The organism is Paraburkholderia sp. (assembly GCF_026225065.1).
GTDB lineage: Bacteria > Pseudomonadota > Gammaproteobacteria > Burkholderiales > Burkholderiaceae > Paraburkholderia.
The window spans coordinates 1-16701 of sequence record NZ_JAMFSB010000049.1 but is presented as its reverse complement, the minus strand read 5'-3'; the positions used below and the strand labels follow the sequence as shown (position 1 = coordinate 16701).

The window sequence follows — 16701 nt, the reverse complement described above, 5'->3', positions numbered from 1 at the left end:
GACGGGATGCCGCTCTGATCCGGCGCGGCGGCCTTGCTTCCCTTTTTCATTGTGTGCTTAAGCGGCGATGACGGCGCATTCTAGCATGGCGAAAATCGCCCCTTGCTGCCGTGTTTTGCCGTTTGCGGCGGGTTTGCGGCGTTACGTCAGGCGTGGGGGCGGAGGGTGTCAGGAACGCGTCCGGCGGCGTGCCGCAAGTGCGTCGCGCGCCTGCATGGTGGTGTAGGTCAACTGAGCGGCGGCGAGCCCCAGTGTGCCGAAAGTGGGCGTCAGTCCGAACGTGGCGAACGCTTCCGGGACCGGCCGCTCGCCGGCAATCGCGGCCGCCAGCAGTTCGCCCGAGACGGTAGTGGGAGCCATTCCGTGTCCACCGAAGCCGACCGCGTACCAGACGCCGTCGGCGCCCTGGCCGATCTGCGGCATCTTGTGCCGCGCGTAGCTCATGAGGCCGCCCCATGCGTGCTCGATCCGCACATCGTGCAGTTGCGGATAGACCTTCAGCAGATCGGCACGCAACAGTCTGGCGATAGCCTCCGGCTCGCGGTTGCGCACGGAGATCCGGCCGCCCCAGAGGATGCGCGTGTCGGGCAGCGGACGGTAGTAGTCGAAGGCGAAGCGCGTGTCGTAGATTGCCGCGGCGGTATCGATCGCTTCTTTCAGACGCTCGCCTAGCGGTTCCGTCGCCATGACGTAGGTGGCGATCGGCAGCACGGCGCGTTCGACCTGTCGGTAGACATTGCGCGCGGACCCGCCGCCAGCCATTACGACTTGCCTCGCCTCGACGGCGCCGCTGGTGGTTTCGACCAGGTAGCCGCTACCTTGCCGCTGCAGCCGTAGGACCGGCGAGTGCTCGTAGATTTGCGCGCCCGCCGCGGCGACGGCAGCCGCGACGCCGAGGACATACTTCAGCGGATGGAAGTGGAACGCGTTGCGCTCCAGCAGGCCGCCGTGATAGCGGCGCGTTTTCAGTTGCGTGGCGAGCGTGGTGGCGTCGACCGGCTCCCACTCGACACCAAACGAGTCTTTCATCAGACGCCGCTGCGTCTCGAGGCGTGCCGGTTCGTCGAACCAGTTTGCGAGAATCACACCGGCGTGGGTGTCGTCGCATTCGATCCCGTAGCGCGTAATGCGCTGCCGCATCAGATCGACGGCATCGGTCGTAAGCGTGTAGAGTTCGCGAGCCCGGGAGGGTCCGAGGATTTTCAGCAGATCGGCGCAGTCGAGGCTGTAGCCGCCGAACACAAAACCGCCGTTGCGTCCGGACGCGCCGAACCCCACTTGCTGCGCTTCGAGCACGACGACTTCGCGCACGCCGCGCTCGACAAGCCCAAGCGCTGTCGACAAACCGGCGAGGCCGCCGCCGATAATGCATACGTCGGCGGCGCGTTTGCCGGACAGAGACGCCCGCTCGGGGCGAACCACGGTGGCTTCGTAAAAGCTTTGCATGAGAGGGAGGAGGCCGGCGCCTGCTTCTTATAGTTAGCAGGCGTCGGCGTAACACGTTGAAATCAGGACACCGGCAACAGCTTGCCGCTGAATACAACCGGACCGCTCGGGCCGTCCGGGTTCGGCGAGCCGCCCGGCGGTTCGATCGAGACGGCGAGGGCGGCATAGTTTTCAGGGCGTTGCTGCCCGGCCGTGACCTTGCCGTTGCCGCTGTTAGGCATGATCCCAAGCGAGACGGGGTGACCGCTGGCGGGAATGCCCCACAACTGCATCGCCCGGTCGGGCGGCAACTGGACATTGCCAAGCCGGTGCAGCGTCATGGACGAATGAGCTTCGTCCCACGCCACCAGCAGGACCGGTTGGGCGTCCTTGTTGTTGAGCACCGCCACGTGCGACACCACGGCCTCGCCTTGCTCCGCGACCGTCTGCGACGATTCGGACGGACCGGCGCCGAACGGCAGCAGCGAACGGACGGCGACCACCAGGGCAATCGCCGCGAGCGCGGTGACGCCGATCGCCCAGCCGCGCCAGAAGGCGAGGTTGTCGAACCAGTTACGCGCCGGACGGGCAACCGGCGCGGAAGGTACCGGTGGCGGCGGCTGCTGGCCAGCCGCTGCGCTGCGCGCGGAGACAAACCCGAGCCGCTGTTCGATGGCCTCCCAGACCGCCGCCGATGGCATGCGCGCCGGGACAAGTTCAGCCATCGGCTCGAGCCGCTGCTGCCATTCTTCCAGCGAGCGGCGAATCACGACGTCGTGTTCCGCATAGAACTGCAGCCGTCGCCGCGCGCCACCGCGCAGCGTGCCGACGGCATATTCGGCGGCCAGCATGTCGACCAGTTGGGGATAGCGGTGCAGATTCATTGCACACCCCCAAGGCAGCTTTTCAGTTTGGCGAGGCCGCGCCGGATCCACGACTTGACCGTGCCGAGCGGGACGGTCAGGGTCTCGGCAATCTCGCTATGGCTTTGGTCGCGCAGATACGCCAGCGCGACTGCCTGCCGCTGCGCTGGTTCGAGCTGCTGCATGCACCCGTCCAGAAGTCGTGCCTGCAGGCTCACTGCTGACAGCGCTTCCGGATCAGGATCCCCCGTGGCCACAAGATCGTCCAACGCATCACTCCATTCTGTTTCCTGCGTATTCACCCGCCGCAGGTGGTCGAGCGCACGGTTGCGGACGATTGCCGACATCCAGGTCATGGGGGCCGACAAACCGCGCCGGTAGTCGCCCGCAAACCGCCAGATATTGACGAAGCTATCCTGCAGGACCTCTTCGGCCCACTCATGCTTGCTCAATATACGGAGCGCAAGGCCAAACAGTTTCGGTGCCGCGACGTCATATAGCTCCCGCAGTGCCGCAGAATCCTCCCTGGCAATGCGTTCGAGCAGCTCAGTGAGCGTCTCCGGCGTTAGTTCGTGAGTGTTTGCGGTCATGGGAAAGTGAGTGATGGCATGCGGAGGTATGTTACTCAATTTCCGTCGAGGGTTATATCCGCATTTTCTAACGCCTTATCTGCATCCGTTTTGCCCAGAGCCACGTATAAGGGGCGTAGGCAGTCCTGCGTCAAGAGCCGTAGCCGCCGCGCTCCAACGGCCGCGCAGGGAAGGGAGGACGGGGTAGTCGTGGTGACCAGTGCTGTATTTCAGCGGGGGCAGGAGCTGGGAGCGGCGTCATGCCGGGCGCGACAGCAAGCGTCTGGCGGACAGGCAGTGAAGATGGAGCAGAGCAGGCTCATTCGGCTGAAAGGTCAGGCCGGTTGGCAGAAAATGCAACCGGCCTGACCCGAATGAGCGATTGTGGCAGCAGACGGGCGTCCCTCTGGACGCATAGCCGTGTGGGACGGCTCAGTGGGCCTGCCCAGCCGGCCCGCTTACTTACTGAGCCGAATTACTTGCCCCAGCGCAGCACCAGCGGGTCGAGGCGACGCGCGATGGTCAGCAGGCCGGCGCGGGTGGCGGGGTGCATGGGCAGCAGCGGATGACGTACCGCCTCAGAGCGGATCACGCCGCCTTCTTTCATCAGCGCCTTGCACGCCGCGAGTCCACCCTGGCGATTTTCGAAGTTGATGAGCGGCAGCCAGCGCTGATATTGAGCTGCGGCCGCTTCGGTGTCGCCGGCGGCATAGGCATCGACGATCAGCCGGATGCCGTCGGGATAGCCGCCGGCCGTCATCGCACCGGTTGCGCCCGCATCAAGATCGGCCATCAGCGTGATTGCTTCTTCGCCATCCCAAGGGCCGACGATCGAGTCGCCACCGAGTTCGATCAGTTCGCGCAGCTTCGAAGCCGCCTGCGGGACTTCAATCTTGAAGTACGACACATTGCGCAGCTCGCGCGCCATCTTTGCAAGAAACGGTGCCGAGAGAGCCGTGCCTGCAACCGGGGCGTCCTGGATCATGATCGGAATATCGATCGCGTCCGAGACCTTCTTATAGAACTCGTAGATGCCCAGTTCGCCCACGCGGATCGTCGCGCCGTGATACGGCGGCATGACCATGACCATCGCCGCACCCGCGTCCTGCGCCGCGCGGCTGCGCTGTGCGCACTGGTACGAGCTGAAATGCGTGGTCGTGACGATCACCGGCACGCGTCCCGCGACATGCTCCAGCGCTACGTTCATCAGCGTGCTGCGTTCGTCGTCGGAGAGCGTGAACTGCTCGGAGAAATTCGCGAGGATGCACAGGCCGTTGGAGCCCGCGTCGATCATGAAGTCGAGGCAGCGCTTTTGACCTTCGAGGTCGAGCTGGCCGTTGTCGTCGAAGATGGTCGGCGCGACGGGGAATACGCCGCGATAAGGTGTCGGGTGGGTTGCTTGGTTCATGGCTGGGTGTGCTTGACGGTGAGCTTTAGTGTTGACCTGATGGATGGGCTAAAACGTGCTGCCAGAGGGTGGAGAGAAGGTCTGTGTCGCTCGGCGCAAGCGTAGGTAGCCGCGCGGCTCGGGCGCCCCTGCGGGGCATCTGATTGTCTCCAGGACCGACTATACGGCGGTCCGTTCTGGCCTGTATAGTGAAATGTTTCCATCCTGTGATCGCTTTTACGACTCACCTCGGATTCATCTCGCACTCACTCGACACTCACATTTCACATGAAAGACACGCTGAACGTGCTGCTATCGCGCTTGCGCATGAAGCAGCTGCAACTGCTGATCGCACTTGACGACCATAAGTCGCTGCACAAGGCGGCCGGCACCATGGCAATGACGCAGTCGGCAGCGAGCAAGGCGCTGCAGGAACTGGAGTCGATGCTGGAAGCACCGCTCTTCGAGCGATCGAAAAACGGCATGATCGCGAACCAGTTCGGCCACTGCGTGATCCGTTACGCGCGGCTGGTAGCGACGGATCTCGCTTCGTTGTGCCAGGACATTGCGGAAATCCGCTCGGGGCGCGGTGGACGTCTCGCGATCGGCGCAATCATGGGGGCGATTCCGGAGCAGGTCGTGCCGGTGCTAAACGAGCTGCACGCGAGCCAGCCGAATCTGTCGATCGAGATTGTCGAAGACACGAGCGCGCGCATGTTGCTGCAACTCGACGAGGGGCGGCTCGATCTGGTGATCGGGCGCGCGGCGGTCAGCGCCGATCCGTCGAGATATCAGTATCAGTCGTTGGGTGACGAACCGCTTTCGCTGGTGGTGGGATACGCGCATCCGCCCATCTCGCGCAAGAAACTGACGCTGCGCGACCTGGCCGGACACCGCTGGGTGACGTACCCGAGCCATATGCCGCTGCATGCGCTGCTCGAGCGCGAAATGGATCTGGCCGGCATGAGCATGCCGGTAAGCCCAATCTCGACCGCGTCCACGTTCGTCACAGTCGCGTTGCTTCAGGAAGCGGCGGATCTGGTGTCGGTTTTACCCACCGGAATTGCCGAACTGTTCGCGAAGCACAAGATGCTGCGCATCCTGCCAGTCAAGCTCAAGTCGCAGTCGCAAACCTTCGGGATTGTGTTGCGCAAGGGAGGGGTGCTGTCGCCGCCGGCGGAGCAATTTGTCCGATTGCTGCGCGCGCGAAAACCATGAATATCGCACTTCGCAAGCCGCTGCGCTACGCTTCGCCAAAATGGTGTTGTTGGCGCGAGACTGTGGGGTAATTTCGGACCATTTGTGCGCTCCCGATCCGCGCTACACTGAGCCGGATGCAGGCAAGTTTCGCAGATAAACGCCTGCTAGGGGGATGCCGCCATGAATCGGCCGCTTGTTCGGTTACCGCTTCGCATAACCGCCGCTCCGTCGGTGTGGAAGTGGATCAAATGGTCGCTGGTCGCCGCCGTTCTGGTGGCGCTAGCAATTCTGGCGAAGCTTTGCCAGATCGAAATCGAAACCTCCCGCCTGCAGGCGCGCTACCTGTCCGAGCTGACACGCGACGTCGATTTCACGCTCGCGAACGGTGCGAGCCCTAATATCCGTTTTCCCGCTAACGGTCCGTATGACGAACGACTCGGCTACGCGTTGCTGCCTTCGTTTCAGCAACGTCTGACCGCACACGGCTTCGTCGTGGCCTCCCAGGCACGCGACTCCGAGCGCATGTTGTCGCTCGCGGATAACGGTCTGTTCCTGCCGTATCAGGAGAAAGATCAGGCGGGCCTGCAACTGTTCGACGGCACCGGCGCGCCGCTTTTCGACACCAACTATCCGCGCAGGATCTATAGCGGTTTCGCCGCGGTCCCGCCGCTCGTCGTTAACTCGCTGCTGTTTATCGAGGACCGCGAACTGTTGGACCCCAATCAGCCGAACCGCAATCCGGCCATTGATTGGGGCCGGTTCGGCCATGCGCTGCTTGACCAGGGCGCGCGTTTTTTCAACCACCATCAGGCGCAGCCGGGCGGCAGCACGCTCGCCACCCAGATCGAAAAATTCCGCCACTCGCCGGACGGGCGCACGGCGACGCCGCCGGAGAAATTGCGCCAGATCGCCTCCGCTTCGGTGCGCGCGTATCTTGACGGACCGCAGACCATGCCGGCGCGGCGCGAAATCGTCGTGCAGTACCTGAATACGGTGCCGTTGTCGGCGCAAGCGGGTGCCGGCGAAATCAACGGTATCGGCGATGGTCTGGCTGCGTGGTACGGACGCGATTTCTCCGAAGTGAATGCGCTCCTCAACGCGCCGACGTCGGCCGACAATCTCACCGAGCAGGCGCTGGCGTTCCGCCAGGTGCTCTCGCTGATGATTGCGCAACGCGCGCCGTCGTTCTTTCTGCACCACGGCTACGCTGAACTCGGGCGCATGACGGACAGCTATTTACGGCTGCTCGCGGCGGGCGGTGTCATTTCCACGTCATTGCGTGATGCGGCGCTCAACGCGCAGATCGCACTCAGCCCGAAGCAAACACCGCAAGCGGACGCGTCGTTTATCAGCCGCAAGGCGGTTACGTCGATGCGCGCCCATTTGCTGGCGGCGCTTGGCGTGCGCAGCTTTTATGAACTCGACCGGCTCGACTTGCAGGCCACCGGCACACTCAACAACGCGGTTCAGCAGGCTGTGAGCGACCGGCTCGCGAGCGCGGCCACCAAGGACGGCGCGCAGGCCGCCGGGCTGTATGGATTCGAAATGCTTCGGCCCGGCGACGATCCGTCGAAGATCACCTACAGCCTGACGCTCTACGAACGCCACAACGGCTCGAACCTCGTACGGGTGCAAACGGATAGCGTCAACGAACCGTTCGATATCAATTCGGGCGCGCGCCTGAATCTTGGCTCGACCGCGAAGCTGCGCACCGTCATCACGTATCTGCAGATCGTCTCCGACCTGCACGCCCGATATTCTTCGATGAGCGCGGCCGATCTCAAGAAGGTTCAGCCGGATCCACAGGATGCACTGACGAAATGGTCGCTGGACTATCTGGCGCAAACCCAGGACCGCTCGCTGCAGGCGATGCTCGACGCGGCCGTGCAGCGCAAATATTCAGCCAATGCAGGCGAAACGTTCTACACCGGCGGCGGCGCGCAAACTTTCACCAATTTCGAATCGAGCGACAACGGCCAGATTCTGACTATCCAGCGGGCGTTCCAGCACTCGGTGAACCTGGTGTTCGTGCGGCTGATGCGCGACATCGTGCGCTACGAAATGATCCAGACGTCAGGGCCGTCGACGGCATGGCTCGACGATCCGGCCGCGCGCCAGCTTTATCTGAAGAGCTTCGCCGATCAGGAAAGCCGCGTCTATATGAAGCGCTTTTACGCCAAGTACCACGGCAAGACGCCTGACGACGCGCTCGGTGTGATGCTGCACAGCGTGCACAAGTCGCCGCCGCGGATTGCCACCGTGCTGCGCAGTGTCGCGCCCAACGGATCGCAGAGCTGGTTCGATGCGCAAATGCGTGCTCAGCTAAAAGGCACGCCGGCGCAGTGGCTTGGCGACGACGATCTGGCAAAGCTCTATGCGAAATACAGTATGGACAGCTTTAACCTGAACGACCGAGGCTATATTTCGCGCGTGCATCCGCTGGAACTGTGGCTGGTGAACTATCTGCGCGAACATCCGGACGCCACGCTCGATCAGGTTCAGCAGGCTAGCGCCGACGTGCGGACGTCGACGTATTCATGGCTCTTCAAGACGCGCTATCACGCGACTCAGGACCGCCGCATCAAGCGCATGATCGAGTTGCGCGCTTACGATGCGATCGGCAAGTCGTGGCAGGCGCTCGGCTATCCGTTCTCCAATCTGACGCCTTCGTATGCGGCGGCGATCGGCGCATCGGGTGACCGGCCGGCGGCGCTGGCGGAGCTGATCGGCGTGATCGCCGGCGGCGGCAACAAGGTGCCGACCGAGAACATCACGCAACTCGATTTCGCCAAAGGCACGCCGTACGAAACGCATTTTGTGCGCGCAAGCGTGGCGCCGCAGACGCAGTTGTCGCCGCAGATCGTCAATGTCGTGCATGGGATGTTGAGCGATGTGGTGCAGGGCGGCACGGCCAAGCGCCTCGCGGACGGCATGACGTTCCCCGATGGCAAGACCTTGCCGGTGTTCGGAAAAACCGGTACGGGCGATCAGCGGTTCGAGGTGTGGGCGAAGGGCGGCAGGTTGATCGAGTCGCGCAAGGTCAATCGGAGTGCGACTTTCGTGTTCATTATGGGCGACCGGTTCTACGGCACGCTGACTGCCTACGTTCACGAGCCGTATGCGTCGCGGTATGACTTCACGAGTGCGATGTCGGTGCAACTGCTGAAGTCGCTTGCGCCTGCGTTGCAGCCGTTGATGGATGAACCGAAGGCGCCTGCTGCGCCGACGGCGGGTGCGGATGCGGCGAAGCGGAGCTGAGTGGGGGAGAAAGGCGAGGGCGGCCTCGGCGAGGCCGACCTTTCGTTCGTTTTGGCCTTGAACTTCTGTCTAACGTGTCGACCGCATGCCCAGCGCTTAGCACCTGGCTCTTAATATCCGGCTTCCGTCGCCGGCTTGAGAAACAGCTCATGGACCGGCGCAAAATGCGCGTAGAGCGGCAGGATCGCGCCGCCCATCGCACGCGCGTCCGCGCCGATGGTGCCTTCCAGCAGTTGCGGCCGCACCATGCCCTCCCAGACGAAACCATCCAGCACGCGCTCAGTGCGGCGAATAATTTCGCGCACCAGTTGACGGTCCAGCTCGCCGTCGATCACCACAGCCTCGAGATCGAGCAGCGCGGTCGCGTTGATCAGCGCTCCGGCAATCGCGGGACAAGCCGTATCGAGCCATTGTTCGGTCACACGCCACCATTCCGGTGACAAGGCCCGATGATCGTGTGCGGCAGCGGCCGGCGCCCCGGCATCGCTCAACAGTTGTTCGAGCACGAAGCCGGAGGCCGCGTGAAGCAACTGACGCGTCGGTTGCTTCGCGCCGCCCTGGCCATCATTGCGGCCCGCGCCTGCAACTGGAATCGAGCCAACGGCCCCAGCGTTATCGTGCGGACCGCTGTGGAGCCGCCCGTCGATCACCATACCGCCGCCAATGAACGTGCCGACAAACAGATAGAGAAAGTTGTGGATGCCGCGCCCCTGGCCCATCACCAGTTCGGCGGCGCAGGCTGCAGTGGTGTCCTTGGCGAATTCGACGGGCAAGCCGGTCATGGCAGCGATACGCGCGCGGATGTCGATGTCGTGCCACGCATCGAGCGCGTCCGGCGGCGCGCCCAGAAAATCACGCCATCCACCGAGCCATAATGGCGCGGCCACGCCTACCCCCACCACTTGCCTCGTCCGCTCGCCGAGCGTCTCGTTGAGCCGCGCGAGCTTGACTTCGAGCGCCGGAAACAGCACACGCGGATCGGGGTATGCGTACTCGAGCACGTCGCGGCTGCAGACGTGCCCCACGAAGTCCATCGCCAGCACATCCAGACTGCGACGCCCGACCTTGATGCCGATCGTGTACGCGCCTTCGGGGCGCAACGCAATCGGCACCGACGGCTGTCCGATGCGACCGCGCACGCGCGGCTGCCGCGCCAGCAGACCGTCGTCGATCAGACGGTCGACGATCATCGAAACCGTCTGCATCGACAGGCGCGTCAAGCGGCCCACGTCGGCTTTCGCGAGCGGGCCATGCAGGCGGATCGCCTGCAGCACGATCCGCTCGTTGAATTGCCGCATGCCGACCTGATTCGAGCCGACTGTGCGCTTGAGTGGCGAGCGGGCGCCGGTGGTATCCATCGTGACCGCCGGTCAGCAGGGTGCGTGCTTCATGCGATCGCCTTGACGTCCGCTTCCTTCGCACCGGTCATGATCGCCACCGCGTCGGACATATGAATATCCTTCTTATTGACGAGCGCCGCGCGCCGACCGAGCCGCTGGATGTGGATACGATCGGCAATCTCGAACACGTGTGGCATGTTGTGGCTGATCAGGATCACCGGCAGACCGCGGTCGCGCACGCGCCGGATCAGTTCGAGCACCATGTTGCCTTCCTTGACGCCGAGTGCCGCCGTCGGCTCGTCGAGAATCACCACGTGCCGGGCAAACGCCGCGCTACGCGCTACCGCGACGCCCTGGCGTTGACCGCCCGAAAGCGTCTCTACGGCCTGGCGCATTGAACGGATACCGATCTGCAGGCCCTTCATATGTGCAGTGGCTTCTTCAAGCATGCGGCGCTTATCGATCATCTTGAAGATCGAGCCGCGCCAGCCGGGTTTCACCAGCTCGCGTGCGAGGAACAGGTTTTCCGCGATGCTCATGGCGGGCGCCACCGCGAGATCCTGGTACACGGTTTCGATGCCCTGGGCGCGTGCATCGAGCGGACTGCGAAATTTTACCGGCTTGCCGTCGAGCAGAATCTCGCCTTCGTCGGGCACGGTCGCGCCGGAGAGCGCCTTGATCAGCGACGACTTGCCTGCGCCGTTATCGCCGATCACGGCCATGATTTCGCCGGGCATTACTTCGAAGTCGCAGCCGTCCAGGGCTGTGACCTGGCCATAACGCTTGACGAGTCCACGCGCCTGAAGGACCGGCGTCGCGTGAGAAGCAGTTTGGGGGGTAGACATGACAGGCTCCTGGTGGATCATCGAGCGCCGCGATGGGACAGCTTGTCGGCGGCGACGGCGAGAATCACCAGCATGCCGGTGATCAACACCTGATAGACCGACGACACGCCGATCAAGGTCAGGCCATTGCGGAACACGCCGACAATCAGCGCGCCGAGCAGGGTGCCGACAATCGAGCCGCGTCCGCCAAAGAGACTTGTGCCGCCGAGTACGACCGCGGTGATGCTGTCGAGGTTTTCGGTTTGCCCCGCTTGCGGATCGCCCACACCGGTCCGCGAAACCGACAACAGCGCGGCAACGCCGTAGATCGCACCGGCCAGTGTGTAGACGGTGAGCAGGATGCGTTGCGACGACAGGCCCATCAATCGAGCTGCTTCAGCGTTGTTGCCGAGTGCGTAAAGATGCCGGCCGGGCACGGTATCGCGCAACACGAACCAGGTGCCGAGGTACATCAGCAGCGTCAGCACGGTGCCGTAGGTGACCTGGGCCGGACCGATGCTGAAGGTGTTGCCGAGGAACATCATCGCGTCAGGCAGGTTCGAGACGCTCTCCGCATTCGAGTAGATCTGCGTGAGCGCAAAGGCGATGTTCAGGGTGCCGAGCGTGACGATGAACGCAGGCAGTTTGATGCGCGTAATCAGGACCCCGTTGAGCGCACCGAACAACGCGCTGGCGCCGATACCGCAGATGATCGCGAGGATTGGCGGCACACCGAGGTTGACGGCGAACTTGGTCATGATGATCGAGCCGAACGCCATCACCATGCCGCAGGAAAGATCGATGCCGGCGGTCAGCACGATCAGCGTCTGGCCGATCGCGATGACGGCGACCACCATGGTCTGCTGAAGAATCAGCGAGAGGTTCTGGAACGACAGAAAGCGGTTGCTCTGCGAGATAAAGAAAATGCAGGCCAGCACAAGCGCGACGAGCGGACCGATTTCGGCGAGTGAAGGCAGCCGCTCGGAGAGAGAGCGGTGGCCGCCAGCCGGGGCAGAAGGGGTCGACATGATGTGTTTCCTCGATGCTAGAGCCGTGGCGCGGCGGCCACGCGGCAAATCCGTGGGAGACCCATGGGTGGGTCTCCCGGTTGCTTAGGAAGGCTGATTGCCCGCCTTATTGACCCCAGCAGTTGGCCAGACCAAACTTGGTGTCCTTGCTGTCGACGCCGTTCATTGCCTTGTCGGTGATCAGCGTGACGCCCGTATCGTGATAGCCCGAGACCTTCTTGCCGGTCTTGGCATATTCGGCGCCTGCATCCACGCCGAGCGAGGCCATCTTCAACGGATACTGCTGCGACGTCGCAGCGATGGCGCCGGCCTTGACGTTGCGCACGCCTTCACAGCCACCGTCGATCGAGACGATCATCACGTCCTTCTCCTTGCCTGCCGCCTTGAGCGCGCGATACGCACCGGCTGCGGCCGGTTCGTTGATCGTGTAGACCACGTTGATGTCCGGCGACTTCTGCAGGCAGTTTTCCATCGCCGTTTGTCCCTTCGATTGATCGCCGCGCGTGTCCTGGCTGCAGACGATGGACGGATCGCCTTCCTTGACGCCGAAGCCCTGCAGGAAGCCGTTATGGCGCAGAACGCCCACCGACACGCCCGGCGCCAGATCGAGCGTGGCGATCTTGGCCGGCTTGCTGCCCAGCGCCGACTTGGCGTATTGGCCGATCAGGACGCCGGCCTTGAAGTTGTCGGTGGCGAAGAGGGCATCGGTCGCGTCTTGCGGTTCAGTCGGTGTATCGAGCGCAATCACCATCAAGCCCGCGTCGCGCGCTTTCTTGATGCTCGGCACGATGGCCTTGGTATCGCTCGGGGTGATCAGAATCGCCTTGGCGCCCGCGGTGATCATGTTTTCGATAGCGGTGACCTGGCTGGCATTGTCGCCGTCGAACTTGCCGGCAGCGGTCAGCAACTTGGCGCCGTCCTTCTGCGCGGCGGCTTCCGCGCCTTGACGCATCTTCACGAAGAACGGGTTGGTGTCGGTTTTGGTGATCAGGCCGACGATGGGCTGGTCAGCGACTGCCAGCGTAGCGCTCGCGCACCATACGGCGGATGCGGCGACGCACAGGGTGGCGAGACGCCGGGCGACGGGTTGCCTACGGGTTTTCTGATTCATGGGGACGCTCCTCCGGATAATTGACAACGACGTTTTTGGACTGCGGTCGATTCAATAGCTGATGGGCGCTGGTGCGCCTCTTGTGGCCGCGCGGGCTGCGATGGATGACGCAGGTCGGTTGGCCGGTTTCGACTAAATCACTTTGGTTTATTTAGTACAGCAGGACGCCGAGGCAGAGTCAAGGAGGGGAATTTGTGCGGCGCGGTCGAACGAGGTGGCCTGAATCACCCGGTGTGGCTTGGCTGATATAGGTCTGACCAGATTGATGCGATGCGGAAACGGCGTCGCCGGATTGGGGTAAATCTGGAGACCAAATGACGCCGCACGGGGGATTCGATTGTTATTCGGATGTAAGAAAGCACTAGCCGAGGGGGAGATCTAACGGAATTGTTTTCTCTTGTTGCGCTGCGGCATGATCGGTCTATAATAGGGTTATTACCTAGGTAGTTAACCTAGATCTCTTAAGCGTAGCCTGAACTGGAGCTTGCCATGAGCCACATCACCACGACTTCTACCCCCGCCGCTAGCAGCTTGTTTGCCCGCATCGCCGCCGTCGCGCGTCATGCCCTGCAACTGCATCTGCAAACCTGCGCCATCATCGCCGAAGCGCATCGCCGCCCGAACTAAGCGTCGGCGCCTGGCGCGAGAGCGCAGTTGCTTCGCGCAGTCGCTGTCTATAGCGACGAGTAAGTACCCAGCAGCACACCATCGGAATGATGGGCGGCTTTCGACGCCCCCGTCTGTTCCGCAAGCTCCGCCTTCATGGCCGGGCTGACACGCACCATCTGCAATCTGCATACATTGCCCATTAGCGGGGAACCTGGCGTTCCTTCGCTTTGGCGCATGCCATCCGCCCTCAGGATCGCGCCGTCACCATCACCAGTCCCAACCTCGAACGAACACGCACCGCGTAGTGGCCCGCTTCACAGCCGCCGACTCGCTCGGGCATAAATATCATGTTGTGATATATTCCGCTTTTCACTCCGCGGTGAATCTTCAATGAAACCACCGGCTCGCAGCTTGACCAAGGCGGATTTCGAGCAGCTATCCGAATTTCGCTATCAGATGCGGCGCTTTGAGCGCTTCTCCGAGCAGGCAGCGCAAAGCGAAGGCATCACGCCGCTGCAATACCTGTTGCTGCTGCATATCAAAGGCTATCCGGAGCGCGACTGGGCGAGCGTCGGCGAACTTGCCGAACGGTTGCAGGCGCAACACCACGGGGTGGTCGCACTGGTGTCGCGGTGCGAGGCGCTGGAACTGGTACGGCGCAAGATCAGCGAGACCGACCGGCGTCAGGTGGAGGTTCATTTGCTGGAGGCGGGCGAACAGGTGCTGTCCCGTCTCGCGGCAATCCACCGGACTGAGCTGAAGTCGCTTAAAGGCACCTTCAACGTTCCTGAGATCGATTGGTGAGCAAGCATGACCCATCACACCCATAAAGACACCCATGGCGGTACCCATAAGCGCGACTTTTCATCCAACGCACGGCTTCCCGGCATCTCCGCACTCGCAGCGGGCATCGGCCTGCTGAGCACGCTCGCGGCATTCGTCCTGCTGGGCTTGATCCATCTGTTCACGAACCTGTTTTTCTTCGGCGCTTTCTCCTTTGCCGACCGGTCGCCCTCGCACAACACGCTGGGCGGTTGGGTCATCCTGATTCCGGTGGCGGGAGGTCTGGTCGTGGGCCTGATGGCGCGCTACGGATCGGAAAAAATCCGTGGTCACGGTATTCCGGAGGCCATCGAAGCCATCCTCTTTGGCAAGAGCCGTATGTCGCCCAAGGTGGCGATTCTCAAGCCGCTTTCGTCGGGCATCGTGATTGGCAGCGGTGGGCCGTTCGGCGCCGAAGGCCCGATCATCATGACCGGCGGCGCGCTCGGTTCATTGATCGCACAGTGCGTCAAGGTGACTGCCGCCGAGCGCAAAACCTTGCTCGTCGCCGGTGCGGCGGCCGGCATGACGGCCGTGTTCGGCACGCCCGTGGCAGCCGTGCTGCTCGCGGTGGAGTTGCTGTTGTTCGAATGGCGGCCGCGCAGTTTTCTGCCGGTTGCATTGGCGTGTGCGGTTGCCGGTTTTGCGCGGACGCTGTTCTTCGGCACAGGTCCGTTGTTTCCACTCGAAACGGCACCTGCCGATGCGATGTCGCTTTTGTCCTGCGTGATTGCGGGCTTGCTGAGCGGGGCCTTGGCCGCGGGCCTGTCGGCGGCGCTCTACAAAACCGAAGACCTGTTCGGCAAGCTGCCGATTCACTGGATGTGGTGGCCCGCGCTCGGTGGTCTGGTTGTCGGTATTGGCGGATTTCTCGAGCCGCGTGCGCTTGGTGTGGGCTACGACGTCATTGGAGACTTGCTACACCAGCACATCGTGTTGCAGATCGCGCTCGCCATTCTAGTGGTGAAGGCTGTGATCTGGGTCGTCGCGTTAGGCTCCGGCACGTCGGGTGGGGTGTTGGCGCCTTTGCTCATGCTGGGCGCGGGGCTCGGCACCGTGCTCGGTCACGTGCTGCCCGGCGGCGAACCGGCGCTGTGGCCGCTCGTCTGCATGGCAGCGACCCTTGGCGCGACGCTTGGTGCACCGCTGACGGCGATCGTCTTTGCCTTCGGACTCACGCACGACAGCAATGCGCTGTTGCCATTGCTCGCTGCTACGTTGGTGGCGTACGGTTTCGCTACGGTGGTCATGCGGCGGTCCATCATGACCGAGAAGATCGCTCGTCGGGGGTATCACATTTACCGCGAGTATGGCGTGGACCCGCTCGAGCGCCACTACGTCGACGAGGTCATGTCGAAGGCAGTCGAGACCATCGACGGCAACCTCCGCCTGCGTCATGCGCTGAATGGATTCTTTGGTGTTACGCAGACGCACCGTGCGTACCCGGTTGTGATCGACGGCGTAGTGGCTGGCATTGTGGATCGCCACGCACTCGAACGTTTCTGCGACAACGGAGCTGCCGACGGCAGCGACGTATTGGATATGCGCATTGCCGATCTCTTGCGCGGCAGTGCGCCCGTTGTGGCGTTGACCGATGAAACCTGCCGGTTGGTCGCGACCCGGCTTGCGGTGCACGGGCTCGAGCGTCTGCCGGTCGTCGCCGATCGCGAAAGCATGCGGCTGATCGGGATCGTCTCGCGCAGCGATCTGGTGAAGCCTTCGCTTGCTCACTTTGAAGAAGAGCACAAGCGTGAGCGCTTTCGTCGAGTGACGTTTAGCCGGGGTCCGCGACGTTTTCCGCCGGTGCGTCGGGCGGGGTGAAGAAAGCGGAGTGAACTGAGTGGAATGGGGTGAGCGGCTGGCTACGGATAGCCGCCGCGTGACTAAAGGTCGAGCACCACGGTCGACTCTTCTCCAGATCCTGTTCTCGCGGGTATCGCCGAGCAGATCAACGCATGCCCCGGTGCAACCTCTCCCTCGATTGGCACTGGGTAAGTAACCTCACCAGACAGCAAGCGCGTCGAGCATGTCCCGCATACGCCGGATCTGCAGTTGGATTGCGCCGGCACGTCGTTGGCTTCGGCGAGGTCGAGTAGCGATCCCGTTTCCTTCGACCACATAGCATCGCGACGAGTCCGCATGAATACGACTTTCGACACCTGCGCGGGGTCCGCAGCCGGCACAGCGAGGCAATGCCGGAAGATGGAGTGCGCTCCATGGGACGCGTGGATATCGAGTTCCTCAAACGCGTGCTGCCGTTCGGTG

General features: G+C 62.9%; 14 protein-coding genes. 5 read left to right on the top strand and 9 right to left on the bottom strand.

Annotated elements, in window-relative coordinates; genetic code table 11:
* Positions 1-168: 168 nt before the first annotated feature.
* The 4 genes from M0954_RS03950 to M0954_RS03935 all read right to left on the bottom strand — a co-directional run bounded on the left by M0954_RS03950 (position 169) and on the right by M0954_RS03935 (position 4265).
* Entirely contained in the window at positions 169-1446 is a 1278-nt protein-coding gene (locus tag M0954_RS03950; RefSeq protein WP_297351747.1) for an FAD-binding oxidoreductase, read from the bottom strand.
* Positions 1447-1508: 62 nt separating this feature from the next.
* On the bottom strand, positions 1509-2309 hold the full coding sequence (locus tag M0954_RS03945; RefSeq protein WP_122158527.1) for an anti-sigma factor: 801 nt from the start codon (positions 2307-2309) through the stop codon (positions 1509-1511).
* Positions 2306-2878 carry a sigma-70 family RNA polymerase sigma factor gene (locus M0954_RS03940; protein WP_122158528.1) on the bottom strand — a complete coding sequence of 191 codons (573 nt, stop codon included), beginning with the start codon at positions 2876-2878 and terminating at the stop codon, positions 2306-2308. The genes M0954_RS03945 and M0954_RS03940 overlap by 4 nt, the downstream gene beginning before the upstream one ends.
* 454 nt (positions 2879-3332) lie before the next feature.
* A complete protein-coding gene (locus M0954_RS03935) occupies positions 3333-4265 on the bottom strand; it encodes a dihydrodipicolinate synthase family protein (protein WP_133893435.1) in 933 nt (310 codons plus the stop codon).
* Positions 4266-4532: 267 nt separating this feature from the next.
* Here M0954_RS03935 and M0954_RS03930 point away from each other — a divergent pair, with 267 nt between their 5' ends.
* Positions 4533-5462 carry a LysR family transcriptional regulator gene (locus M0954_RS03930; RefSeq protein ID WP_297351745.1) on the top strand — a complete coding sequence of 310 codons (930 nt, stop codon included), beginning with the start codon at positions 4533-4535 and terminating at the stop codon, positions 5460-5462.
* Positions 5463-5624: 162 nt separating this feature from the next.
* The gene (locus tag M0954_RS03925; protein ID WP_297351742.1) at positions 5625-8702 is read left to right on the top strand and encodes a transglycosylase domain-containing protein; all 3078 of its coding nucleotides are present in this window, start codon (positions 5625-5627) and stop codon (positions 8700-8702) included.
* A 110-nt stretch (positions 8703-8812) separates the two neighbouring features.
* On the opposite strand, the gene M0954_RS03920 is transcribed toward M0954_RS03925, so the two are convergent.
* The 4 genes from M0954_RS03920 to M0954_RS03905 form a co-directional block, all read right to left on the bottom strand.
* A complete protein-coding gene (locus tag M0954_RS03920) occupies positions 8813-10060 on the bottom strand; it encodes an ROK family transcriptional regulator (protein WP_122158532.1) in 1248 nt (415 codons plus the stop codon).
* A gap of 29 nt (positions 10061-10089) precedes the next feature.
* Positions 10090-10887 (bottom strand): ATP-binding cassette domain-containing protein, encoded by a 798-nt coding sequence (locus tag M0954_RS03915; RefSeq protein ID WP_122158533.1) that lies wholly within the window; start codon positions 10885-10887, stop codon positions 10090-10092.
* 17 nt (positions 10888-10904) lie between these two features.
* Positions 10905-11894, bottom strand: coding sequence for an ABC transporter permease (locus M0954_RS03910; protein ID WP_122158534.1), 990 nt, complete (start codon positions 11892-11894; stop codon positions 10905-10907).
* A 106-nt stretch (positions 11895-12000) separates the two neighbouring features.
* Positions 12001-13005 carry a sugar ABC transporter substrate-binding protein gene (locus M0954_RS03905; protein ID WP_122158535.1) on the bottom strand — a complete coding sequence of 335 codons (1005 nt, stop codon included), beginning with the start codon at positions 13003-13005 and terminating at the stop codon, positions 12001-12003.
* A 489-nt stretch (positions 13006-13494) separates the two neighbouring features.
* Here M0954_RS03905 and M0954_RS03900 point away from each other — a divergent pair, with 489 nt between their 5' ends.
* From M0954_RS03900 to M0954_RS03890, 3 genes are all read left to right on the top strand, one after another.
* A complete protein-coding gene (locus tag M0954_RS03900; protein ID WP_166660842.1) occupies positions 13495-13632 on the top strand; it encodes a hypothetical protein in 138 nt (45 codons plus the stop codon).
* A gap of 372 nt (positions 13633-14004) precedes the next feature.
* Positions 14005-14418, top strand: a complete 414-nt coding sequence (locus M0954_RS03895; protein ID WP_122158536.1) for a MarR family transcriptional regulator — start codon at positions 14005-14007, stop codon at positions 14416-14418.
* A gap of 6 nt (positions 14419-14424) precedes the next feature.
* A complete protein-coding gene (locus M0954_RS03890) occupies positions 14425-16257 on the top strand; it encodes a chloride channel protein (RefSeq protein ID WP_297351740.1) in 1833 nt (610 codons plus the stop codon).
* Between the two features lie 62 nt (positions 16258-16319).
* Here M0954_RS03890 and M0954_RS03885 read toward each other — a convergent pair.
* A partial coding sequence (locus M0954_RS03885; protein ID WP_297351738.1) for a 2Fe-2S iron-sulfur cluster-binding protein occupies positions 16320-16701 on the bottom strand: 382 nt, incomplete at its 5' end.